At 37.0% G+C, this 24,018-nt stretch carries 17 protein-coding genes, 1 tRNA gene and 2 rRNA genes; 1 reads left to right on the top strand and 19 read right to left on the bottom strand.

Going from position 1 to position 24,018, the window contains the following annotated elements:
* Positions 1–188: 188 nt before the first annotated feature.
* Entirely contained in the window at positions 189–2,588 is a 2,400-nt protein-coding gene (locus tag HLK68_RS05270; RefSeq protein WP_055164448.1) for a glycoside hydrolase family 31 protein, read from the bottom strand.
* A 159-nt stretch (positions 2,589–2,747) separates the two neighbouring features.
* On the opposite strand from HLK68_RS05270, the gene HLK68_RS05265 reads away from it, so the two are divergent.
* Positions 2,748–2,996 (top strand): TIGR03905 family TSCPD domain-containing protein, encoded by a 249-nt coding sequence (locus tag HLK68_RS05265; RefSeq protein WP_006785888.1) that lies wholly within the window; start codon positions 2,748–2,750, stop codon positions 2,994–2,996.
* A gap of 24 nt (positions 2,997–3,020) precedes the next feature.
* Here the strand turns inward: HLK68_RS05265 and HLK68_RS05260 are convergent, their stop codons facing one another.
* From HLK68_RS05260 to HLK68_RS05175, 18 genes are all read right to left on the bottom strand, one after another.
* Positions 3,021–3,212, bottom strand: coding sequence for a hypothetical protein (locus HLK68_RS05260; protein ID WP_006785887.1), 192 nt, complete (start codon positions 3,210–3,212; stop codon positions 3,021–3,023).
* 75 nt (positions 3,213–3,287) lie between these two features.
* Complete coding sequence (gene folD, locus HLK68_RS05255) at positions 3,288–4,139, bottom strand: bifunctional methylenetetrahydrofolate dehydrogenase/methenyltetrahydrofolate cyclohydrolase FolD (protein WP_006785885.1); 852 nt, start codon at positions 4,137–4,139, stop codon at positions 3,288–3,290.
* A gap of 10 nt (positions 4,140–4,149) precedes the next feature.
* Positions 4,150–5,376: a serine hydroxymethyltransferase gene (glyA, locus tag HLK68_RS05250; protein WP_006785884.1), complete on the bottom strand. Its 1,227-nt coding sequence runs from the start codon at positions 5,374–5,376 to the stop codon at positions 4,150–4,152.
* Between the two features lie 159 nt (positions 5,377–5,535).
* On the bottom strand, positions 5,536–6,114 hold the full coding sequence (locus tag HLK68_RS05245; protein ID WP_006785883.1) for a helix-turn-helix transcriptional regulator: 579 nt from the start codon (positions 6,112–6,114) through the stop codon (positions 5,536–5,538).
* Between the two features lie 352 nt (positions 6,115–6,466).
* Positions 6,467–6,994, bottom strand: a complete 528-nt coding sequence (locus HLK68_RS05240; RefSeq protein WP_006785882.1) for a dihydrofolate reductase family protein — start codon at positions 6,992–6,994, stop codon at positions 6,467–6,469.
* Between the two features lie 1,530 nt (positions 6,995–8,524).
* Positions 8,525–9,817, bottom strand: a complete 1,293-nt coding sequence (gene purB, locus HLK68_RS05235) for an adenylosuccinate lyase (protein WP_009606277.1) — start codon at positions 9,815–9,817, stop codon at positions 8,525–8,527.
* A 119-nt stretch (positions 9,818–9,936) separates the two neighbouring features.
* Complete coding sequence (locus HLK68_RS05230) at positions 9,937–11,280, bottom strand: sensor histidine kinase (protein ID WP_006783653.1); 1,344 nt, start codon at positions 11,278–11,280, stop codon at positions 9,937–9,939.
* A 10-nt stretch (positions 11,281–11,290) separates the two neighbouring features.
* Positions 11,291–11,983, bottom strand: coding sequence for a response regulator transcription factor (locus HLK68_RS05225; protein WP_009606286.1), 693 nt, complete (start codon positions 11,981–11,983; stop codon positions 11,291–11,293).
* Between the two features lie 69 nt (positions 11,984–12,052).
* Complete coding sequence (locus tag HLK68_RS05220; protein WP_006783651.1) at positions 12,053–12,637, bottom strand: thioredoxin domain-containing protein; 585 nt, start codon at positions 12,635–12,637, stop codon at positions 12,053–12,055.
* 99 nt (positions 12,638–12,736) lie between these two features.
* Positions 12,737–13,015: a hypothetical protein gene (locus HLK68_RS05215; RefSeq protein WP_229040041.1), complete on the bottom strand. Its 279-nt coding sequence runs from the start codon at positions 13,013–13,015 to the stop codon at positions 12,737–12,739.
* 367 nt (positions 13,016–13,382) lie between these two features.
* Complete coding sequence (locus tag HLK68_RS05210; protein WP_006783649.1) at positions 13,383–14,666, bottom strand: adenylosuccinate synthase; 1,284 nt, start codon at positions 14,664–14,666, stop codon at positions 13,383–13,385.
* Positions 14,667–14,685: 19 nt separating this feature from the next.
* Positions 14,686–16,098 carry an NAD(P)/FAD-dependent oxidoreductase gene (locus HLK68_RS05205; RefSeq protein WP_006783648.1) on the bottom strand — a complete coding sequence of 471 codons (1,413 nt, stop codon included), beginning with the start codon at positions 16,096–16,098 and terminating at the stop codon, positions 14,686–14,688.
* A gap of 197 nt (positions 16,099–16,295) precedes the next feature.
* Positions 16,296–18,353, bottom strand: a complete 2,058-nt coding sequence (locus HLK68_RS05200; RefSeq protein WP_006783647.1) for a GGDEF domain-containing protein — start codon at positions 18,351–18,353, stop codon at positions 16,296–16,298.
* Positions 18,354–18,439: 86 nt separating this feature from the next.
* A complete protein-coding gene (locus tag HLK68_RS05195; protein ID WP_006783646.1) occupies positions 18,440–18,892 on the bottom strand; it encodes a hypothetical protein in 453 nt (150 codons plus the stop codon).
* Positions 18,893–18,900: 8 nt separating this feature from the next.
* Positions 18,901–20,511: a CTP synthase gene (locus tag HLK68_RS05190; protein WP_006783645.1), complete on the bottom strand. Its 1,611-nt coding sequence runs from the start codon at positions 20,509–20,511 to the stop codon at positions 18,901–18,903.
* A gap of 286 nt (positions 20,512–20,797) precedes the next feature.
* Positions 20,798–20,871: transfer RNA gene (locus tag HLK68_RS05185), tRNA-Gly, on the bottom strand.
* A gap of 9 nt (positions 20,872–20,880) precedes the next feature.
* Positions 20,881–20,989, bottom strand: a 5S ribosomal RNA gene (rrf, locus tag HLK68_RS05180).
* A gap of 55 nt (positions 20,990–21,044) precedes the next feature.
* Positions 21,045–23,937 (bottom strand): 23S ribosomal RNA (locus HLK68_RS05175).
* Positions 23,938–24,018 lie beyond the last annotated feature (81 nt).

The following is a 24,018-nucleotide window of genomic DNA, read 5'->3' as shown; positions in this document are numbered from 1 at the left end:
TATCGGAAATTTAAAAGGTAGTACCTTTGGTACTACCTCCTCCTCAATTTATAAAACTTCAAACTCTAACTCTATCACAAAACACAATCTAGTAATTCAAATACTTTAATGCCAAGAAATAATTACTAGAATACACACACCAGCCAGGAAAATTTTTTTCTCTTGCAACCTTATTGAGACTAATATAACTACTTCATCAAAGCTTTCGTTAAAATAGCTAACACAGCACGACGAACCTCATCATTGACTGGCATTGCCAGAACTCTCATCATTTTCTCTTCAAGAGAAAGATTCGTGCCTAAAATTCCATATGACCAGTGTTCAAAACGTTGCTTTTCATCCATGATAATAGTCGCATCTTGAACTAATTCAAAGATTAATTGATCAACATCAATTTCTTGATGATATAAATCTTGATGACGAACTTCGATAATACTATCAGCAGAATCAACCGTTACTGATAAAGTTCTTGTAACTACATCATAATTAAAGTCTGATTCTTCACCATTCAAGAAACATTCACAGTCTGATGCTACACCTCTAAACTTCACTGTATACTGACGATTTACTGGAATCACATTTAAATCACCAACGGGTTCATTAATCTTAAATATCAATTTAGTATCTGATGCTTCTAAATCAAAAGTGGTTAATACACTGTGTCCCGCTTCATACTCACGACTAATACCATCATCTTCGTACATCGTGAATGAATTACTAGCTCCACCAAATACAACTAACTCTAAATGCTCTGGATTATCAATCTGATTTGTTTGTTCTAGTTTGGCCATTGGAACAATGGCTCCTGCCTTGGCGAATACCGGAATCTCTTCAAGTTTACCGTACATCGCATAAATATTATCTCCACGGTACGCCTCACCTGTGAAGAAATCAAACCACTGACCGCGTGGTAACCAAACCTCTTTAAACGTACGATTTAAAACTTTACTACGTGGCGCGGTAAATGGTGCCACCATTAACTCACTACCATAATAATATTGATCTTTATACTCATATGCTTTTCCATCATGCGGATGCTCAAAATACATCGGCGTAATAAACGGTAAAGACTCCGTCATATTGCGGTATGACATCGTATAAATATAAGGTACTAATTGATGACGAAGATTTAAGAACGATTTCGCCACCTCATACGCTTCATGAGAATGACGCCAAGGTTCTCGTCGATTAAAGATTCCTTTTGATGTATGAAGTCGATTAATCGGACTAAACACCCCATATTGCACCCAACGAGCATACAACTCAGAATCATCGATTCCCATAAAATGACCTCCGATATCGTGGCTCCACCATCCATACGCAACATTTGCGGCTGTTGACGTAAAGTATGGCTGATACGCAAGCGAATCCCAAGTCACAACCGTATCACCTGAGAAACCAATTGGATAACGATGACCTCCAAGACCTGGCCAACGAGAGAACGTAAATGGACGTTTCGATCCATCACGACCTAAATCATAATAATGCAAGTGGTTTAAGAAATATAATGGATCTAATCCCTTCATCGAAGAATTCGTTCCCTGTTGCCAGTCAATCCACCAAAAATCAACGCCTTCGTCCTCAAGTGGATGATGAACTTTCTCAAAATAGGCTTTCATAAACTTAGGACTTGAAATATCAAATGGCACAGGTTGTTCCGAGGAAACATCAACTCCCATATACTTAGCAACACTTTCATAACAATCTTCATGACCACGAATTCCATCAGCGGGGTGTAAATTAAGTGACGTTCTTAACCCCTTATCATGTAACCAAGTCATAAATGCTTTAGGGTCTTTGAATAAGTTTTTATTCCAGGTATAGCCCGTCCATCCACTACCGTACTTCGGATCAATATTTACATTGTGCCAGTCCATATCAATAATACAAACCGATAATGGGATTCCCTCAGATTCAAAACGATTCATTAACCCCTCTAGTTCTGTATCTGAATATTCCCAATAACGACTCCACCAGTTACCAAGTGCATATCGTGGTAATAATTGAGTGCGCCCTGTTAACTTACAATAATCTGCAATACATTCTTTGTAGGCAGTCCCATATCCAAAGAAATAAAGATCCGTTGAATTCGTTGTTCTTGGTTCTAACCAAGACGCTTCGTTAAACACAAGTGATTTTGAATCATCAATGATGACATATCCCTCGCGTGAATTTAAACCTTTTTCAAGTTTTAAGGCACCATCAACAGCATCCAAAGTTCTCGCTGTTCCACCTAAGTTTGTCTGTTCTTCAGTTCCATAACGCCAAATTTGACAAGAATATTTTAATTCAATTGATAGGGTATCCCCACTAAATGGTTGTTCTTTTAAATATTTTAATCTTAAATGATCCGTTACAACTTCTAATATATGTTCATCTTCTTTAACAGAAAGTGCTGGGACTTCCTGTTCGCGATACCAAAATGTTTGACTTGGGCGATCCTCAAAGCAACCTGTCAGTGAGTATTCTAAACGAACAATACGAGATGTTAAAAATGCAATTCGATAACATGCTCCCTGAAAAACAGCCCCCTCATTTGCCATTGGTTTAAAATCCATTTTAAAATGTTTTTCAATGTAAGTTTCCATATGTGTTGCCCCCCTTGTATTTCGAATCGTCCTCATTATAAGACGATTCATAACAATTTGCAAGGGGTTTCTTGAAACGATTCACCTGATTTGAATATTGCTTTCGAAAGACTTGACTGCTATAATATCTGTAACAATTTGGAAAGTAGGGGGATTATTATGGAAACTTATCAAACAAGTGGCGTATGTTCAAAAGAAATTCAATTTGAAATTGAAGATAATAAAATTAAATCAGTTAATTTCATTGGTGGATGTCCAGGAAACTTAATCGGAATCTCTTCTTTAGTTAAAGGAATGAACGTAGAAGAAGCTATCCAAAAACTAAAAGGAATTCCTTGCCGTACAAAAGAAACTTCATGTCCTGATCAGCTTGCAAAAGCGTTGGAACAATACTTAGAACAAAAATAAAAGCTGTATCTTACGATACAGCTTTTACTTTTGCGATGCTCTTTTTTCAAAAATTTTAACCACTTGAAATGATAAAAACATGACAATAACTACCCCAAAGAATAACCCTGTATTACGAGTCAAACTAATGACTTGTTTAACATCTAAATAAATAATTCCAATCGATGCTAATAGCCAAAAAACACTTAAAATCATATTAATTCGTTTAAAATCCATAACCATCATCCCCGCTTCTTTTTCTCTATTTTATCAATTTAAAAAGGCGATGTCACCAAAACATCGCCTTTTTTCTTATTTTGTGAAACCCTTTGCAGCTTTTAATGTGTTAAATAATAACATCGTAATCGTCATCGGTCCAACTCCACCCGGAACAGGTGTAATATAAGAAGCTTTCGGTTCAACTGTATCAAAATCAACATCTCCTACAAGCTTTCCTGTTTCAAGTCGATTAATTCCAACATCGACAACAACGGCTCCTTCTTTCACCATATCAGCTGTGACAAAATGAGGACGCCCAATCGCAACAATTAAAATATCTGCCATCTGCGTTAACATACTTAAATTTTGAGTACGCGAATGACAAACGGTTACCGTTGCATTTTCTTCAAGTAATAATTGGACAAGTGGCTTTCCAACAATATGACTACGTCCAATGATAACAGCATGGCGACCTTCTATTTCGATATCATAAGCTTTCAATAATCCGATAACACCTGCCGGTGTACATGGTTTTAATGAATCAAGCCCTGATGCTAGGCATCCGACTTGATATGGATGGAATCCATCGACATCTTTCTTCACATCAATCGCAGAAATGATGTGATCTTCATTGATATGTTTTGGTAATGGCAACTGCACTAAAATCCCATGAACCGAATCATCTTGATTTAAAACATCGATTTGAGCTAATAAATCTGCTTCTGTTATTGTATCTGCTAACTCGATAACCGTCGACTTAAATCCTACCGCTTCACATGAACGCTTTTTATTGCGAACATAGGTCATCGAAGCAGGATTATTTCCAACAATCACAACCACTAAATGAGGCTGAATTCCTGTTTCTTCAACAAATTTTTCTGTTTGAACTTTTAAATCCTCACGTAAATCTTCAGATACCTTTTTTCCATCAATAATTGTGGCCATAAACTGCCTCCTATTCATATAAAGGGAAACGTCCTGTTAATCCTAAAACAGATTGACGAATTTCATCTAATTTTGCTTCATCTTCATGATATGTTAACGCATCTGCGATATATCCTGCTAACTCAACCATCTCAGCTTCCTTAAATCCACGAGTTGTCACAGCTGGTGTTCCTAAACGAATACCGCTTGTGATGAATGGTTTTTCAGTATCAAATGGGATTGTATTTTTATTACATGTAATCGCAACACGATCAAGTAAGTGCTCAGCATATTTCCCTGTTAATCCAAATGTTGATTTAACATCGACTAACATTAAGTGATTATCTGTTCCACCTGATACAATACGAAGCCCACGTTTTGCAAGTTCTTCAGCTAACACTTTCGCATTTTTAATGACTTGAGATTGATACTCATTAAATTCTTCTGTCAAAGCTTCCCCAAAAGCGACTGCTTTCGCCCCAATAACGTGCATTAAAGGTCCACCTTGAATTCCTGGAAACACCACTTTATCGAGTTTTGTCGCAATTTCTTCATCATTCGTTAAAATCATACCACCACGTGGACCACGTAACGTTTTATGAGTTGTTGTCGTTACAATATGAGCGTATGGAACTGGATTTTCATGTAATCCTGCTGCCACAAGTCCTGCGATATGAGCCATATCTACCATTAAGTATGCCCCAACTTCGTCAGCAATTTCACGGAACTTTTTAAAATCAATCGCACGAGGATAAGCCGATGCTCCCGCTACAATTAATGCCGGCTTAACTTCTAACGCAATGCGACGAACTTCTTCATAATCAATCATTTCAGTCTCTTTATCTACCCCATACTCAAAGAACTCATAATCTTTTCCAGAGAAATTAAGTGGATGTCCATGAGTTAAATGTCCACCGTGACTTAAATTCATACCTAATACTTTCGCCCCAGGCTCTAACACTGCACGATATGCCCCCATATTCGCAGAAGACCCAGAATGAGGTTGCACGTTAGCAAACTTAGCTCCAAATAACTGCTTAGCGCGATCCCTTGCAATATCCTCAATCGTATCAACAAATTCGCATCCACCATAGTAACGTTTACTTGGATATCCTTCAGCATATTTATTCGTTAAAATTGATCCTTGAACTTTCATCACTTCTTCTGAAACATAATTTTCAGACGCAATTAACTCAACATTTTCACGTTGACGCTTTAATTCTAAATTTAAGGCTTGTTCTACAGCCGTATCTTTCATACACATCACTCCAATTAATCTATTCATAACGTCATTATTACATATGACAACAAATAATAATATTAAAATACAATTTTTTTATTTTATCACTTTTAGTATATGGAAAACTACAAAAATGTTTATAAAAGTCAAAAAAGTATCTGACAATTCAGACACTTTTTATAATGTATAATTAAGTTTTATAAATATATTCTTTTCAATAACACATTTCTTTCCTTCAAATTTCTGTTTTAATCTGCGTCCTTCAATATAGGTCTTCGTAACATTGACTAAAAATTGTTGACCATTCTGCTCCACTAAATAGTAGGCACTCATATCATTTAACGAATCCACCATTTCTAAAACGCCAGGTTCCGTTAAAAAATCAATCATAGCTTCCATCTTATTTAATTTTTTTCTTCGTATAAGTGGATAAATAACCATTGCCTTTGGATACTTTTCTTTTACCACCATATCATATTTAGAACGAGCTTTTCCTGTTTTTTTGTACTTCTCAATATCAATCTCTTCCTTTAGAACAATTGAACCAATTTTCTCATCCATAGCTAACAAAGAATCTAAGCTCACATTAAATAATTTTGCGATTGCCTGCAAATTATGAATATCCGGTATTCCTTTATCAGACTCCCACTTCGTAACTGCTTGTCTTGAAACACTTAATTTTTCAGATAATTGTTCCTGTGATAATCCTCCCGCTTGGCGATATTTTTTTATTTTTTCTCCTAATGTCATCGTCATCTTACCTCCTGTCTAAATAATGAACACATCATACTATGCTAAATATAAAATGGCTAACAAAATAATATAACATAACCGCTACTTACCGTAGCATGACCATTATTAATGATTTAAATAGATAAAAAAAGTGCCTTATAGTAGAAACACTTTTCTACAACAAGACACTTAGATGTGAAGTCGATAAGATATAATTATCTTATTCAGACTATTATTTTTTTACAGTGGAGCATCTGATTCACCACGCGGAGGCTCATCTTCTTTTTGATGTGGGAAAGTAAGCGAAGACCACTTTTGACCTCACACTATTATGTTATCCACATCTACTTTTTTTATACCTTAGTTAACTCAGTTTTTACTTCTCTCTCTTAGAATATTTCATAATAACGATGCCATCTTCAACAGTATAGTATTGCAAACTTAAGTCTATCTTAGGATTATTTCCAAGAAACAAAGGTCTTCCTTTACCTAAAATAGTTGGAATAATCCCTATTATATACTCATCTATGATATCGGCTTTTAAAAAATGATCAACCAAAACTCCTCCACCGAATAAGAAGATATTTTTACCTTCATTTCTTAAATTTACAATCGGCGTACATACATCTCCATTTATAAAATGATAATAATCATAATCCGTTATATCTTGCGAAGTGGCAACATAGATAGGTTTATCTTTAAAATCTTTATGAAATCCTTGATTATAACAATTTTTTCCCATAACGACGATATCAATCTCTTCTAAAAACTTCTTATAATCCCATTTTAAATCAGTATTGAGTGCAGAGTTTCCATCCCCAACAATCCATTCAAAACCACCATTTTCATCTGCAATGTATCCATCTAAACTAATGGCTAAATTTAATACTATTTTTCCAGACATCTATTAATCCTCACCTTCTACTACCTTCACTATAACCTATAATAACCGATATTTTATGTCAGGTTCAAATCATCTACTTTTTGAGCTATTTATAGAAATTAAGAAAACGTGGATCTAATAAAAAATGACTTGCCATAGAATTTACTTTCTATAACAAGTCATTTTATTTTGGGAGTTTAAAAGTTTAATAACTGTCATCAAAAAACTTTTTCAGATTTTAGCTGTTTATCGTGGTAAATCCACAAACGCCACGCAACGGTCGATTCTTATTATTAGAGTGGGATTATCGACAACACCACTTCAACTCCACAATCATAGTGTCTTCAAAAATTTAAATATTATACTCTAATCAAATAAAAAGTGTCTTATCATAGAAATACTTTTCTATAACAAGACACCCGATGTGAAGTCGATAAGATACAAATATCTTATTCAGATACTTACTTTTTTACAGTGGGCTATCTGATGCGCCACGCCAAAGCTAATCTTGTTTATTACAGTGGGAAGATTAGGAAGACCACTTTGACTCCACATTTATAATATCTCCAATTAACCAAAAAACTATACTTAAAATAAAAGAAAATGACCTATCATAGAAGCACTCTTCTATAATAAGTCACTTTCATAACCGTTCAGAGCCAAGAAGTCCGACACACTTGTCAAACCTTTTAGATATTTCTATTTATAGTGGGCTATCTAGACGCCACTCTACGATCGACATAATTATTACAGTGGGTTAGTCGATATAGGCCACTTTGACTCCTAATTATAATATGCTCAATCAAAAAAAGATTATTCGACAAAAATAAAAAAGATGCGACAAACACATCTTTTTTTTCGACTCTTTATTTTTTTTATATAGTGGGCTGCCGAATCACGCCACTCCATTACTGATCTCAAAATAATCATAGCAAAATACTTTCACAATGTCAAATTAAAACAAAGGTAACAACTAGGATTCCTCATTTATCCTAGTTGTTAACTACACATTTAACACAAAAAGTTATCCACAATTCAATTTTTCCTCATAGAAAAGTTTTGGCCGAACTTTTTTTATAAGGTATCAGATAAAGATGTTATAAAATTCAAACAGCAGATGATTGACTAATTTTTAAGCAATTAAAATCTAGAATTTTAGTCATTTCAGTTAAGAGAAAAACTATAATTTTGCGTCAGATTACAATCCAGCTGCGAGATGCAAAACACTGGTAAAGTTCGATAATCACCCGTGTTTATCGACACATCGGACTCTCATCACTTTCTTCGTGTGTTAAACACCTCTCTTTACCTTATAATAAATCTAGCCTCGATGAACAACTCCTCCATAAAGTTTTACCCCACTTGTGCTTTTCAAGCACTTTGGTGGTTAAGCACTTTTGTTCGGAGTTAAACGTTCATCTCAGCCTTTTATGTAATCTAGTTTCGAGCAAAATCTCTATAAAGTCCAAACGACCTTTGCCTCAATTCTTGAGGCAAAAGCATTTGCTACGACTTTTACGAGCTTTTAAACGCTCGATTCACCCTTTTATATTATAATCCTAATCGTTCAAAGATTCCGTCTACTGATTTTAGGTGGTATGTGTGGTCGAAGCAGTCGTCTAAGTCTGCCGCGTCTAAATACTGGCATACTGTTTCATCAGCCTCAAGTAATGTACGGAATGATTGTCGTTCTTCCCATGCTTGCATCGCTTTAGGTTGTACTAAGTCATATGCTTTTTCACGAGCAAATCCTTTTTCGATTAGTTTTAACATTACACGTTGAGAGAAAATAACTCCGTGAGTTTTATTAATGTTTTCTAACATATTTTCTTCATAAACAGTTAAGTTATCAATAATATTTGTAAAACGATTTAACATATAATCAAGTAACATCGTTGCATCTGGTAAAATAATACGTTCAGCAGATGAATGTGAAATATCACGTTCGTGCCAAAGTGGAATATTTTCATAAGCTGTTACCATGTATCCGCGTAACACACGAGCACATCCAGCCATATTTTCTGAACCAATTGGGTTACGTTTATGTGGCATTGCTGAAGATCCTTTTTGTCCTTTGCGGAAGAACTCTTCTGCTTCACGAACCTCCGTACGTTGCAAATGACGGATTTCAACTCCCATTTTCTCAATAGAAGCTCCCACTAATGCAATCGCAGACATATAAGCAGCGTGACGATCACGTTGAAGAGTTTGAGTAGAAATTTTTGCTGACTGTATTCCTAACTTTTCGCACGTATAATCTTGTACGAAGAAAGGAATATTCGCATGAGTTCCAACTGCCCCTGAAATTTTACCCGCTTCAACTTCACGAGCCGCTTGTTCAAAACGAGCCTGGTTACGTTTCATCTCTTCATACCATAATGCTAATTTTAAACCAAACGTCGTAATCTCAGCATGAACACCGTGAGTACGTCCCATTTGCACAGTATGTTTATATTTTTTAGCTTTCTCTGCTAAAACATCAATAAAACGTTGAATATCTGCTCTTAAAATATCATTTGCTTGTTTTAATAAATATCCGTTTGCAGTATCAACAACATCAGTTGATGTTAAGCCATAGTGTACCCATTTTTTTTCTTCACCACAAGTTTCACTCACCGCACGTGTAAAAGCTACAACATCATGACGAGTTTCTTGTTCAATTTCATAAATACGATTTAAATCAAATGAAGCATTTTTCCATAGCTTTTCAACATCCTCCATTGGAATGTGTCCTAAATGAGCCCAAGCTTCACATGCTAAAATCTCAACTTTTAAATAAGACTCAAATTTATTTTGTTCTGTCCAAATAGCCGCCATTTCAGGGCGTGAATAACGTTCGATCATATGCCGCACCTCTCCTTTTCTACTTACCCTTTTATTTTAACTGAATTTTTCCAAAGTCACAATGAAAGATAAATTTTTTCTTTCATAATTTAATAAAAAAGAGCTAAATCAAATACGATTTAGCCCTTCTTATGTTCATGTGTTTTTTTCTTTTGTGGAGGTACTATACATGGTAACTTAACACTCATACAAACACCATTTTCGACATTTAAAGCCTCAACTGTCCCGTTATGAGCTAAAATAATCGTTTTAACAATGGCAAGCCCAAGTCCTGACTGACCTTGATCCCCCTTATAAAATCGATCAAATAAATAAGGTAAATCTTTCTGATCAATTTGAGGCCCATCATTAAACAAACGAATCTCAATCGTAGAACCCTCAACAATAGTTTCAATCACAATCTTCGATTTCGCATAGCGAATCGCATTCGTAATAATATTAGATAAAGCACGAATCATCTTATCATCATCAATCTTAACTTCAACCGGCTTATCTAGCTCCAATGAAAACTGAAGATTCTTATCCGCCACAATACTCGACATCTTCTGATGAAAACCATCTAAAAAAGCATTCACATCAACAAGCTGAAACTGATAACGATCATGTGTTGCATCCTCAAGCTTCGATAAATATAAAATAGACTCAACGAGAGTTCGAAGTGCATCACTCTCTTGTTGAATGACTTCAGCGGCCTCATCAATCGAGAAAATTCCATCCTTTAGTCCTTCAGCATACCCTTTAATATTCATCAGAGGCGTCTTTAACTCATGCGATGTATTCTCAAAGAACGCCTTACGTTTTCGATCATTTTTAACAATCGATTCCGCCATATGAACTAAATCTTCATCAAGCTCTTGAATCTCATCACCCGTAAAAATTGTCACCTCAGGTGCTTCAAGACTCTCCTGAAATCCGCGAACTTTATTTCTTAACAAATGAATCGGTCTTGAAATATTATTCTGAACATAGATCCCAAAGAATCCAGCAATCAACATACTCACTAAAGACGTAATAAATAAAATACTTAAATTCATTTGATTAAGTGCCGTAATCATACTCTTCTCACTTAACAAAATAATATCATAAGAATAAGGCCCAACATTAACCTCACCAGAAACTGTGACATAATTACGATTTAAATAATTAACATCACCTTCATGTGCATTTAAATCTTGAATCACCTCATCATTATCCCAATAAGTCAAAGAATCATTTTGAATAATAATGATATTCGATTGAACAAGCTTCATTAAATTATTACGAATCAATCCACCTATCGGCCAATATGGAGATTCATTATCCTTTAAATTCTTTGCAATAACATCTAACTCTTTCTCCATATCATATGTAATTCGATACGTCAAAAATTGATTCGATGACACCGTAAACAACGTAAATGATGTCATAATCGCAATCAAAATAATAATGATATAACTCCAAAACAACTTTCGATCAAGTCTCATAAGCTATCTCCTAAAAATTATCATCAATGCGATATCCATAACCCCAAACCGTTGTAATTTCAACTTGTGCATCGAAAGACTTTAATTTCTTTCTTAAACGTTTAACTAAATCATCAATCATTCGAGATTCTCCGACATAGTCATAACCCCAAATATTCTGAATTAAATTCTCACGAGTAAACGAAATATTCTTATTTTTAACTAAATAAGCTAACAACATATACTCATTATTCGTTAAAGATAACTCCTTATCCTTAACTGAACAAACACGTTTAGAGTCATCAATCTTTAAATCCTTAATTTGATAAGTCGTCGTCTCGTGGTCACTCACCATCACCGGTTCAATACGTCTAAAAATAATTTTTAAACGCACTAATAACTCACGTGGGCTAAAAGGTTTCGATAAATAATCATCTGCTCCAAGCTCAAGACCAATAATACGATCCACCGCCTCATCTTTTGCCGAAACGAAAATAATTGGAACTTGGCTTACAGTACGAATCTTCTTACATAAATCAAGCCCATCCATCGTACCTGGCATCATAATATCAAGTACGAGTGCATCGGGTTGTAGCATATTAAATGCCTCAAAAACATGCTCAGCATTCTCAAAAGCTGTTACCTTATATCCTTCCTTCTCTAAATATCTTAAAATTAATTGTCTAATATTTGCATCATCATCAATTACGAATACGTGTTTCATCTATTTCACCTCATTATAGTATTAACCTTTTAAAAAATCTTGCTTCAATAAAGCAAGATTTTTTATCTTTTATTGTCCATAAGTTGCTAGTAAGGCACGATCTTCAGTGATACCTTCTCCATATCCTGCAAACTGACCATCTTTAACTTTTAATAAAGTTGGTGTTCCTGAAATCTCAAGTTGTTGTGCAGATTGTGGAGTCACATTATTATTAGCATGACTATTATATGCTACAATCTCATTACTTTGATTAGTTGAAATCGTCCATCCTTCATTTGAAGGATAAAGAGCACGACTCTCACCCTCATTTAAAACTTCAACACCATTTTCCATCTTACCAATGACTTTTGTATAATCTAAATCATGGGCCTCCCAATCATACCAAGCATCTAAGTTTTCATCAGCTGCCATATCAACCACATAAACAGGAACATTCTCATCATTATGAGCTGCTACTAGTTCAGGACCAAACTGCTGACATAAACCACAAGTCTCCTGATAAAAGTACACATAATACTCAGAATCCTTCTGATCAAAGGCCTCTGTATAATTAATATGTTTAAAATCAGTAATCGAATTGACACTAGGAAAAAACATATTAACGCCAACTGCTATAATAACAACTGCAACTAAAGCAATTAAAATCTTCTTCATGACTATTACTCCTTATATAATCTAGTAATATCTAAATTTATTATAACTTAAAACTCCCTCTTATATTTGAAAAAAATGTGAAATATATGTAAAAACCAATTATTTCAAAGTAAACAACATCCCAAAATTAAATAACTCCTGAAGTCCCATTGGTAACTCAATATAACCTGCCGAAACTAAAAATGCAATTAATGCACAAACAACCGCCACAAATACAATCGTCTTCGTCACCATATTAAAAATGAACTTACATAAAAACGCAATAACTAACCCCACAATCAATCCTTGAATCAAACCATGCATCACAATATACTGATTGAAAGCCTCATTAAAAAAATAAAGACAAACAATAAAAATAATATAATACCACTTATTCATCCACGTATTCATCCCTTCTATAACTTTCATGTACTACCATTGTACAATATTTCCAAAAAAAAGCAACGTCTCAAAAACGACGTTGCTTCTCATATATCAAAAGTCCCCACTTTGATTTTCTATTTCTCATATATTACTGATAATCCGGTACCATCAATTATTCGCTTCCCCACGAATAACTAAATTCCCGCTACGAATTATCACTTGAAAGGATATCACCGCTTGTTGCGATGTCTAGAACGAATATGCCTTCAAACTTCTAACTCTAACCATATCCCTAATTACTCGCAACTTTCGTTGCTATCACTTAACTAGATATCGCCGCTTATTGCGACATATAGTCTAACTAACGATGCAAAGCACCGAGTTAGACTAATAATTCTTTCATTAAGATTGTTTGTTCACGGTCTGGACCAACACTGAAGATTGCAATTGGTGCTCCAACTAATTCTTCAATACGTCGTAAATAATTTTGAGCTGCTACTGGTAACTCTTCAAATGATGTTACTCCAGTAATATCTTCTTGCCATCCTGGCATCTCTTCATAAACTGGTACACAGCGTTCAAACTCACGAATTGTTGATGGAACATATTTGATTACTTGTCCATCTAACTCATAAGCCGTACAAATTTTTAATGTATCTAAACCTGATAAAACATCTAATAAGTTAACTGAGATTCCAGTTAATCCACTTACACGACGAGTATGAGAAACAACTACACTATCAAACCATCCAATACGACGAGGACGACCAGTTACCGTTCCATACTCACGTCCGATTTCACGAATACGTGCTCCAATCTCACAATGTAACTCAGATGGGAATGCACCTTCTCCAACACGAGTTGAATAAGCCTTAACAACCCCAATAACTTCATCAATCTTAGTAGGTCCAACTCCTAAACCAGTTGTAACTGCTCCAGCTGATGGGTTTGAAGACGTAACAAATGGATAAGTTCCATGATCCACATCAAGCATAACCCCTTGAGCCCCTTCAAATAAAACTTTTTTACCTTCAGTTAACGCCTCATCTAACTCATAAGAAGTATCTGTCACATAAGGACGAATAACCTCAGCATACTCACAATATTTTGTATAAATCTCTTCAAATGAGAATGTTGGCTTACCGTACTTCGCTAAAATCTCATTCTTAGCCGTTACTTGCTCAAGTAAAAGCTCAGCAAATAACTCCTTATCCATTAAATCTCCAATACGAATTCCACAACGTGCATACTTATCTGTATAGCAAGGTCCGATTCCACGCTTCGTTGTTCCAACCTTACGATCACCTTTTAACTCTTCTTGAAGACCATCTAACTCAATATGATAAGGGAAAATCACATGTGCTCTATTAGAAATACGAATATGATTAGTTGAAACTCCACCTTCATTTAGATACGCGATTTCTTCAAGTAATGCCTCAGGATTAATAACCATCCCATTTCCTAAAATAACTTTCTCAGCACTAAAAATTCCAGAAGGAATTAAACGTAACTTAAACTGTTGTCCGTTAAATTCAATCGTATGTCCTGCATTATTACCACCTTGATAACGAGCTACAATATCAGCACGTTGTGCTAAATAATCTGTAATCTTTCCTTTACCTTCATCTCCCCATTGAGTTCCTACAACTACTACTGTCTTTGTCATTTTAATATCCACCTTTCAATTAATAACGTTCTAAAATTTGACGAGCTACCCAAACACCACTTGCTCCAGCTTGTGCAAGACCACGCGTTACACCAGCGCCATCCCCACCAACGAATAATCCTTTAACCTTTGTTTCAAATTTATCATTAATCTCAGGACGTGCTGAGTAGAACTTTGCCTCTACTCCGTAGAATAACGTATGTTCTGATGCAATCCCTGGTGTTACATGATCTAACGCCTCAGTCATCTCAATCAATGACTTCATTGTGTTATATGGAAGAACTAATCCTAAGTCACCTGGTACAGCTTCTTTTAACGTTGGATCAACAAATCCTTCTTTCAAACGTTTCTCAGTCGTACGACGCCCTCTTAAAATATCACCATATTTTTGAACAATAATCGATCCATTTGACAATTTATTTGCTAAATGAGATACCTCATGTGCAAACTCATTTGGTTGATCAAACGGCTCTTCAAACGTATGTGATACTAATAAAGCAAAGTTCGTATTCTTACTTCCAAGCTTTGGATCCTTATACGCATGTCCATTTGCCAACATCGTTCCCGAATGATTTTCAACTACAACATGTCCTGAAGGATTTGAACAGAACGTACGAACTACCGTTCCAACACTCGTACGATACATAAACTTTCCTTCATACAAATGCTCATTAATCTCTTGCATAACAATATCAGATGTCTCAACACGAACCCCAATATCCACCTGTAAATTCTTCATCGGAATTCCTTGACTATTCATCACATCTTTTAACCACACAGATCCATCACGACCAGGGGCTAGGAAAACATATTTCGTTTCCATCACTTCACCATTGGCTAATAACACACCTTTTACTTCCCCATCCTCAGTTAAAACCTCTTTAACTTCGGTCTTGAAGTGATAATCTACGCGATCCTTCAATTCCTCATAAATACTCTTTAAAATTTCTAAGTTTTGTTCAGTTCCTAAATGACGAACCTTCGCACGTAATAGCTTCAGTCCAACTGCATAACCACGCTTCTCAATCTCACGTACTTTATCAGTCGTTGGATCCGTAATATCAGTCGTTGCCCCATGCTCTAAGTTAATTCCATCCACATAATCAATTAAATCTTCAACCACTGAATTTGATAAATAATCTGTCATCCATCCACCAAACTCATGTGTAATATTAAACTTTCCATCTGAATAAGCACCTGCTCCACCAAACCCATTCGTAATTGAACAAGCTGGCATACATCCCACATGATCCTTAATCACTGGACATTTCTTAATTTTATGTTCAAGAATTGGACATCTTCTCTTGTAAATATCTAATCCTTTATCGACTAATGCTACTTTTAAATTTTCATTTTTCTTAGATAACTCATACGCTGCAAAAATTCCTGCAGGCCCTGCACCAACAATAACCACATCATACTTACTCATCAATTTCTCAGCTCTCCTTCTAACTAATCTGGTATATACCAAACAAAAAGCACTCTATGCGAACATAGAGTGCTATACGTTTAAAATATATATTAAATTTATCAATTTAGTTTCCAAATTAGTCATCTTCATTTTTAAGTCACCTTTGAAAATAGGATTTAACATTTACATTATACCAAAAAACTCTATCAACACAACCCCTACTTTGAAAAAATATTAAATTGATTGCGACCATTCTTCTTACTTTTATAAAGAGCCTGGTCTGCCTCATGATATAACATCTCCATCCCACAATCCTGACCTTCATATATTGTAACACCAATTGAAGCTGTAACCTTTAAATCCTCACTATAATCAAACATCTCCTCTTGAATAGCCTCTAAAACCGTACAAACCTTAGCAATATCATCCATCATCAGACAAAGTACAAACTCATCTCCACCTAATCGACAAATAATATCACCTTTTCTTGTACAACTCTTAATCGTATAGGCCACATGCTCAATTACCTTGTCTCCAATCAAATGGCCATACGTATCATTAATCGATTTAAAATAATCAATATCAAAAATGATAAAAGCAAAGTGTTGACGCCTCTTCAAAACCTTATTCATCTCATTTTCATATCCCACTCGATTTAAAAGACCTGTTGCATAATCTGTATACTTCAAATACTCCGTCTTCTTATCCATATACCTTTGACGATATAACACACCAATAACACCCATCGTTACAATAAAAACCCCCAATAAAAGAAGCCGTTGTTGCTGCATCGAATAAAGGTTATCACGAAGCTTTGACATCTCATACAAATACATCTCAGTCGCTAACAAAGTTGAATACTTATCATCTAAAAAATCGCGCTTGCTAATCGCATCAAATAAATTCTTATAAAATGGATCATCCTGCACTAATAAAGAAAACGTATATTTGCCCATTTTCCCTTTTTGATACAACTCATACTGCTCAAAATAATCCAAATAAACAGGATCCATCACCAAATATTGAATCTCATGATCCAACGACTCAATTAAATGAGTAAGCGTACTATCAATGACAAATCCCCTTGAATTTAAATGATTAAAATTCAAAAAACCCTGACTATAAACAATCGGACCTAAAATACTCCCAATCTTAACAGAGCTATTCTTACTAATTTCATCGTGAATCAACAACTGATCGTAATTCGCATATGCATTAAGCTGTCCTTGATAAACATCATATCCATCACTAACAAAATCAAAATTAAAAACGGGTAAAATATCAATCTCACCACTATCATATAAACCCTTTAACTCCTCATACTCACCAAAAACAAACTCAAACTCCATACCAAAATTCGTCTTGATCTGCTTCACAATATAATCAAGCAAACCACCAACAGACTCACCATTTTGATACATAAACGGAGCTACATCATAAACACCAACTCGCATCATAGGCTTATCATAAAACAACCACTCATGCGTCTTCTTATCAATATCATACAACTTACTATTCAGTGAATTTTGATGATTCATAAATGTATCCGCATACTCCTCAACCGTCTGCATTCGTGCCATGACCTTATTCAAAATCGAAATTAAATTGCGTTTATCCGAAACAAAATACCAAGCTGAACCACTATACTCAGACACCTTCACCTCACGCAACTCATTCACTGCACTCTGATACATAAACAAATCACCTGGCACAAAAATACAATCAACCTCACCCATATCAAGCGCCTCATACAATCTAATATAATTCGGATACTCCACAAAGGAATCTAAATACTTTCCAATATTAGAATCATTATAAACAACCCCGACCCTTTTCCCCGTTATTTCGTCTAAACTCTTTATATCACTAGATGAATTTACAAAAAAAGTATACTCAAACTCATGAATCGGACTACTATAAAATAAATTCCCGTAATCATCTAACCTACCCGAAATCATCACATCCACAATTCCAAAATCAATAACATCCCTATTCTGCTTCACCTCAGTCACAGGTACCGAATACAAATACTTATCCGTGGCTACATTAAATTCCTGGGAAATATCAGTCACCACACCCTTTAAAGAACTAGAAAAATACGAATAATTCAAAGGTGTAATCGAAGCTGGATATCCTATAATATATTTAATTTGAGTAGAATTTTCCAACCAAATTTCTTCATTTTCAGACAAACTCACTGATGTTACCACATCAGTTGCTAGAACATCCATACAACCCAAGAATAACAAAACAAATAAAACAATAACCTTCTTCATCTCATAACCCCTATTATGAATACGTTTTAATTATATTATAAAATTTTCCATACAGTACAACAAGACCTAATGAAAAAAAGAAGGTATTATCCCTTCTTTTTTTCCAACCACTCTTTAATTTTCACTAAATCTTCTTCACAAATGCCATGTAAATCATAGCATTTATCCAAAGAATAAATATAAAACCTATAAAAACCTCTAATAAATTCAACATCCTCAAAAGCACTAATATCAGAACTATTAATCACACAATTTGGAATAACTAGAGCATTCTCCTTAAACACATAAGAAACCCCACAATAATAATGCTTATGAATCGTAGGAACTAATAGCAAAACAATAGATACCACAAAGATAGGTAAATTTACTAACGCAAGAACAAATAAATAATATCCAAAAGACTGCTCATCTAACATCAACCTTACATACTGGGCAACAAAATAAAAATTAACAATTAAAAGTAAAATTCCAAAATAAATAAACTTTCTTTTCGATCTAGCAATACTAACTACATTGGGTTTAATGCTAAACTCAGACATCATATCACCTATTTTTGTTCATTACTATAAGTAATTGCCGCATTAATAAACTCACGGAATAAAGGTTGTGGACGTTGAGGACGAGATAAGAATTCCGGATGGAATTGTCCAGCAACAAACCAACGATGTTCAGGAATCTCAATAATCTCAACTAACCCAGTTTGAGGATTAATACCAGAGAACACTAACCCAGCATCCTCTAAAATAGCCTTATACTGATTATTAAACTCATAACGATGACGGTGACGCTCCTTAACATTTACAGACTGATAAGCCTCAAATGCCTTAGTCCCTTCAGTTACTCTACAATCATATAACCCTAAACGTAAAGTACCTCCCATCTCAATCCCTTCATATTGATCTGGTAAATAATCAAATAAAGCATAAGCAGCTTTCTCATCAAACTCAGTCGAATTAGCTCCTTCTAATTTAGCAACATGACGAGCATACTCAATTGCAGCAATTTGCATCCCTAAACAAATTCCGAAATAAGGTACATTATTTTCACGAGCAAACTGACATGCTAAAATCTTACCTTCAACACCGCGATTTCCAAATCCACCAGGAACTAAAATACCATCAACATCAGCAAAGATTTCAGCAACAGACTCCTCAGTCACTTTCTCAGAATCTACCCATTTAATCTTAACCTTCTTACCATAATGATATCCGGCATGTTTTAACGCCTCAACCACTGATAAATAAGCATCTGGCAATGCTACATATTTACCAACTAACGCGATATTTACATCGCCTTCTAAATAACGCACAACATTAATTAACTCTTCCCATTCAGACATATCAGCCTCAGGAACCTCGATTCCGAAATGTTTACAAACATAATCATCTAACCCTTGAGCCTTTAAGTGCATTGGCACTTCATATAAAATTTCTGCATCAATACACTGTACAACAGCTTCCTTAGGAACATTACAGAATGAAGAAATCTTCTCTTTAACATGATCTTCAATATCAACTTCTGTACGTAAAACAATCACATCAGGTTGAATTCCTAAAGATAATAATTCTTTTACACTATGTTGCGTTGGCTTAGTTTTAATTTCACCTGCAACCTTTAAGAAAGGTACTAGAGTATTATGAATATATAAAGTATTATGATATCCAAAATCTTTACGGGCTTGTCTAATAGCCTCTAAAAAAGGTAAAGATTCAATATCACCAACTGTTCCACCAATCTCAGTAATAATAACATCTGCACCACTATCCTGTGCTGCAGCAAGTAGCTTAGACTTAATTTCATTAGTAATATGTGGAATTACTTGCACAGTTGCTCCTAAATACTCACCACGGCGCTCCTTTTCAATTACGTTTGAATAAACACGCCCTGTAGTAATATTTGAGTTTTGTGATAAATTTTCATCAATAAAACGCTCATAATGACCTAAATCTAAATCAGTCTCCGCTCCATCATCCGTTACAAATACTTCACCATGTTGGTATGGACTCATAGTTCCTGGATCAACATTAATATACGGATCAAATTTTTGCATAAAAACTTTTAAACCTCTATTTTTTAATAAACGCCCAAGAGAAGATGCCGTAATTCCTTTTCCTAAAGATGAAACAACTCCTCCTGTAACAAATATATATTTTGTCATATTAAAATCCTCCTGTACTCAATTTCCTACATAAAAAAAATAAGCCCTCCACTAGTGGAGAGCTATGCATCTATTTTTAAGGCTCTTGACTATATTATCAGAAAAAAAATAATAATACAACATTAAAAATAAAATATATCTAAATAATAATATATTCTAACTATAAAAATTCACGTAAAGATCATTGAAAGAAATGTTTTTTCTTCATTACTCTTCTGAATCCCTGTTCTTCATTTCCTGATTTTTCGCACAAAAAAAGCACTCTTTCGAGTGCACTATTCGCTATTGGAGCGGGTGAAGAGAATCGAACTCTCACAGTCAGCTTGGAAGGCTGAAGTTCTACCATTAAACTACACCCGCATTTCTTTGGCCCAGCAACGTCCTACTCTCGCACTTGCGTACTACCCTCGGCGCTAAGGAGCTTAACTTCTGTGTTCGGTATGGGAACAGGTGTGCCCTCCTTGCCATCGTCACTAGACCTTTTGGAGATTCTTTCGTTAATCTTCCAAAACTAGATATCTTCTTCAGTTTCTTTGGTTAAGTCCTCGATCGATTAGTATCAGTCCGCTCCATGTGTCACCACACTTCCACTTCTGACCTATCTACCTTGTCGTCTTCAAGGGATCTTACTTCTTTCGAATGGGAAATCTCATCTTGAGGGGGGCTTCACGCTTAGATGCTTTCAGCGTTTATCCCGTCCACACGTAGCTACCCAGCTATGCTCCTGGCAGAACAACTGGTACACCAGCGGTGTGTCCATCCCGGTCCTCTCGTACTAAGGACAGCTCCTCTCAAATTTCCTACGCCCACGACGGATAGGGACCGAACTGTCTCACGACGTTCTGAACCCAGCTCGCGTACCGCTTTAATGGGCGAACAGCCCAACCCTTGGGACCGACTACAGCCCCAGGATGCGATGAGCCGACATCGAGGTGCCAAACCTCCCCGTCGATGTGAACTCTTGGGGGAGATCAGCCTGTTATCCCCGGGGTAGCTTTTATCCGTTGAGCGACGGCCCTTCCATTCGGTACCGCCGGATCACTAAGCCCGACTTTCGTCCCTGCTCGACTTGTAGGTCTCGCAGTCAAGCTCCCTTCTGCCTTTACACTCTTCGAATGATTTCCAACCATTCTGAGGGAACCTTTGGGCGCCTCCGTTACTCTTTGGGAGGCGACCGCCCCAGTCAAACTGCCCACCTGACACTGTTCCCTGACCAGATCATGGCCACGGGTTAGAACCCCAGTAACACAAGGGTAGTATCCCAACAGCGACTCCACCAAGACTGGCGTCCTGGCTTCTTCGTCTCCTACCTATCCTGTACATGTGTCACCAGTGCTCAATATCAAGCTACAGTAAAGCTCCACGGGGTCTTTCCGTCCTGTCGCGGGTAACCTGCATCTTCACAGGTACTATGATTTCACCGAGTCTCTTGTTGAGACAGCGCCCAGATCGTTACGCCTTTCGTGCGGGTCGGAACTTACCCGACAAGGAATTTCGCTACCTTAGGACCGTTATAGTTACGGCCGCCGTTTACTGGGGCTTCAATTCAAAGCTTCGCTTGCGCTAACCTCTCCTCTTAACCTTCCAGCACCGGGCAGGCGTCAGCCCCTATACATCACCTTGCGGTTTAGCAGAGACCTGTGTTTTTGATAAACAGTCGCCTGGGCCTATTCACTGCGGCTTGCTTTCACAAGCACCCCTTCTCCCGAAGTTACGGGGTCATTTTGCCGAGTTCCTTAACAAGAGTTCTCTCGCTCATCTTAGGATTCTCTCCTCGCCTACCTGTGTCGGTTATCGGTACGGGCACTTACTAAATTAACCCTAGAAGCTTTTCTTGGAAGCGTGACATCAGTTGACTTCGCCATACGGCTTCGGCATCACAGCTCAATGTTATGCCATGCGGATTTGCCTACATGACCACCTCACTGCTTACACGTGAATCCATTAACACGCTCAACTTAGCCTTCTCCGTCACTCCATCAGTTTAATAAGTGGTACAGGAATATCAACCTGTTGTCCATCGGCTACGCCTTTCGGCCTCACCTTAGGTCCCGACTTACCCAGGGCGGACGAGCCTTCCCCTGGAAACCTTAGGCTTTCGATGGATAGGATTCTCACCTATCTTTCGCTACTCACACCGGCATTCTCACTTCTAACCGCTCCACAGCTCCTTCCGGTACTGCTTCTCCGCTGTTAGAACGCTCTCCTACCACTGACACCTAAGTGTCAATCCGCAGCTTCGGCGGTCCGTTTAGCCCCGGTACATTTTCGGCGCAGAGTCACTCGACTAGTGAGCTATTACGCACTCTTTAAAGGATGGCTGCTTCTAAGCCAACCTCCTAGTTGTCTGTGCATCTCCACATCCTTTTCCACTTAACGGACACTTGGGGGCCTTAGCTGGCGGTCTGGGCTCTTTCCCTTTTGACCATGGACCTTATCACCCACAGTCTGACTCCCGATGATATCTATCTGGCATTCGGAGTTTGATTGAGATCAGTACCCCGAGGTGGGGCCATCACCCATTCAGTGCTCTACCTCCAGTAGACTTGCCATCGAGGCTAGCCCTAAAGCTATTTCGGAGAGAACCAGCTATATCCGTGTTCGATTGGAATTTCACCCCTAGCCACAAGTCATCCAAGCACTTTTCAACGTGCCCTGGTTCGGCCCTCCAGTCAGTGTTACCTGACCTTCAGCCTGCTCATGGCTAGCTCACACGGTTTCGGGTCTACAACATCGTACTCTTCGCCCTATTCAGACTCGCTTTCGCTACGGCTCCGCATCTTCTGCTTAACCTCGCACGATATCGTAACTCGCCGGTTCATTCTACAAAAGGCACGCCATCACCCATTAACGGGCTCTGACTATTTGTAGGCACACGGTTTCAGGTTCTCTTTCACTCCCCTTCCGGGGTTCTTTTCACCTTTCCCTCACGGTACTGGTTCACTATCGGTCACTAGGTAGTATTTAGCCTTACGAGATGGTCCTCGTTGATTCCGACGGGATTCCACGTGTCCCGCCGTACTCAGGATTCCTTCCATGCATTTCACAATTTCACCTACGGGACTCTCACCCTCTCCGGTTGGCCTTCCCAGACCACTCGGCTATCATGATTTGTCAATTATGAAGGTCCTACAACCCCGGCTAGTGCCGGTTTGGGCTCTTCCCACTTCGCTCGCCGCTACTACGGGAATCGATTTTTCTTTCTTTTCCTCCAGGTACTTAGATGTTTCAGTTCCCTGGGTCTGTCTCCTATATGGCTATGTATTCACCATATGGTGCTAGCGTATAACCACTAGCGGGTTTCCCCATTCGGATATCCCCGGATCAAAGCTCACTTACAGCTCCCCGAGGCGTTTCGCCGTTTGTCGCGTCCTTCTTCGACTCCTAGTGCCAAGGCATCCTCCGTGCGCCCTTATTCACTTAACCTATAAAAAATAATTCTTTATTTTTTTCTTCTGTTTGAAGATATCTAGTTTTCAAAGATCAACTTTTGGAAGAAATTCTTCC

Source organism: Turicibacter sanguinis, assembly GCF_013046825.1.
Classification (GTDB): Bacteria; Bacillota_I; Bacilli_A; order MOL361; family Turicibacteraceae; genus Turicibacter; species Turicibacter sanguinis.
Note: the sequence above shows the minus strand (reverse complement) of the source record. Positions and strands in the feature narration are given on the sequence as shown.

What these genes read in the sequence shown, in the direction of transcription:
- HLK68_RS05270 (WP_055164448.1), bottom strand. Translation starts at nt 2,588, where the DNA reads ATGGAAACTTACATTGAAAAACATTTTAAAATGGATTTTAAACCAATG.
- HLK68_RS05265 (WP_006785888.1), top strand. Translation starts at nt 2,748, where the DNA reads ATGGAAACTTATCAAACAAGTGGCGTATGTTCAAAAGAAATTCAATTT.
- HLK68_RS05260 (WP_006785887.1), bottom strand. Translation starts at nt 3,212, where the DNA reads ATGGATTTTAAACGAATTAATATGATTTTAAGTGTTTTTTGGCTATTA.
- folD (WP_006785885.1), bottom strand. Translation starts at nt 4,139, where the DNA reads ATGGCCACAATTATTGATGGAAAAAAGGTATCTGAAGATTTACGTGAG.
- glyA (WP_006785884.1), bottom strand. Translation starts at nt 5,376, where the DNA reads ATGAAAGATACGGCTGTAGAACAAGCCTTAAATTTAGAATTAAAGCGT.
- HLK68_RS05245 (WP_006785883.1), bottom strand. Translation starts at nt 6,114, where the DNA reads ATGACGATGACATTAGGAGAAAAAATAAAAAAATATCGCCAAGCGGGA.
- HLK68_RS05240 (WP_006785882.1), bottom strand. Translation starts at nt 6,994, where the DNA reads ATGTCTGGAAAAATAGTATTAAATTTAGCCATTAGTTTAGATGGATAC.
- purB (WP_009606277.1), bottom strand. Translation starts at nt 9,817, where the DNA reads ATGATCGAACGTTATTCACGCCCTGAAATGGCGGCTATTTGGACAGAA.
- HLK68_RS05230 (WP_006783653.1), bottom strand. Translation starts at nt 11,280, where the DNA reads ATGAGACTTGATCGAAAGTTGTTTTGGAGTTATATCATTATTATTTTG.
- HLK68_RS05225 (WP_009606286.1), bottom strand. Translation starts at nt 11,983, where the DNA reads ATGAAACACGTATTCGTAATTGATGATGATGCAAATATTAGACAATTA.
- HLK68_RS05220 (WP_006783651.1), bottom strand. Translation starts at nt 12,637, where the DNA reads ATGAAGAAGATTTTAATTGCTTTAGTTGCAGTTGTTATTATAGCAGTT.
- HLK68_RS05215 (WP_229040041.1), bottom strand. Translation starts at nt 13,015, where the DNA reads ATGAATAAGTGGTATTATATTATTTTTATTGTTTGTCTTTATTTTTTT.
- HLK68_RS05210 (WP_006783649.1), bottom strand. Translation starts at nt 14,666, where the DNA reads ATGACAAAGACAGTAGTAGTTGTAGGAACTCAATGGGGAGATGAAGGT.
- HLK68_RS05200 (WP_006783647.1), bottom strand. Translation starts at nt 18,353, where the DNA reads ATGAAGAAGGTTATTGTTTTATTTGTTTTGTTATTCTTGGGTTGTATG.
- HLK68_RS05195 (WP_006783646.1), bottom strand. Translation starts at nt 18,892, where the DNA reads ATGTCTGAGTTTAGCATTAAACCCAATGTAGTTAGTATTGCTAGATCG.
- HLK68_RS05190 (WP_006783645.1), bottom strand. Translation starts at nt 20,511, where the DNA reads ATGACAAAATATATATTTGTTACAGGAGGAGTTGTTTCATCTTTAGGA.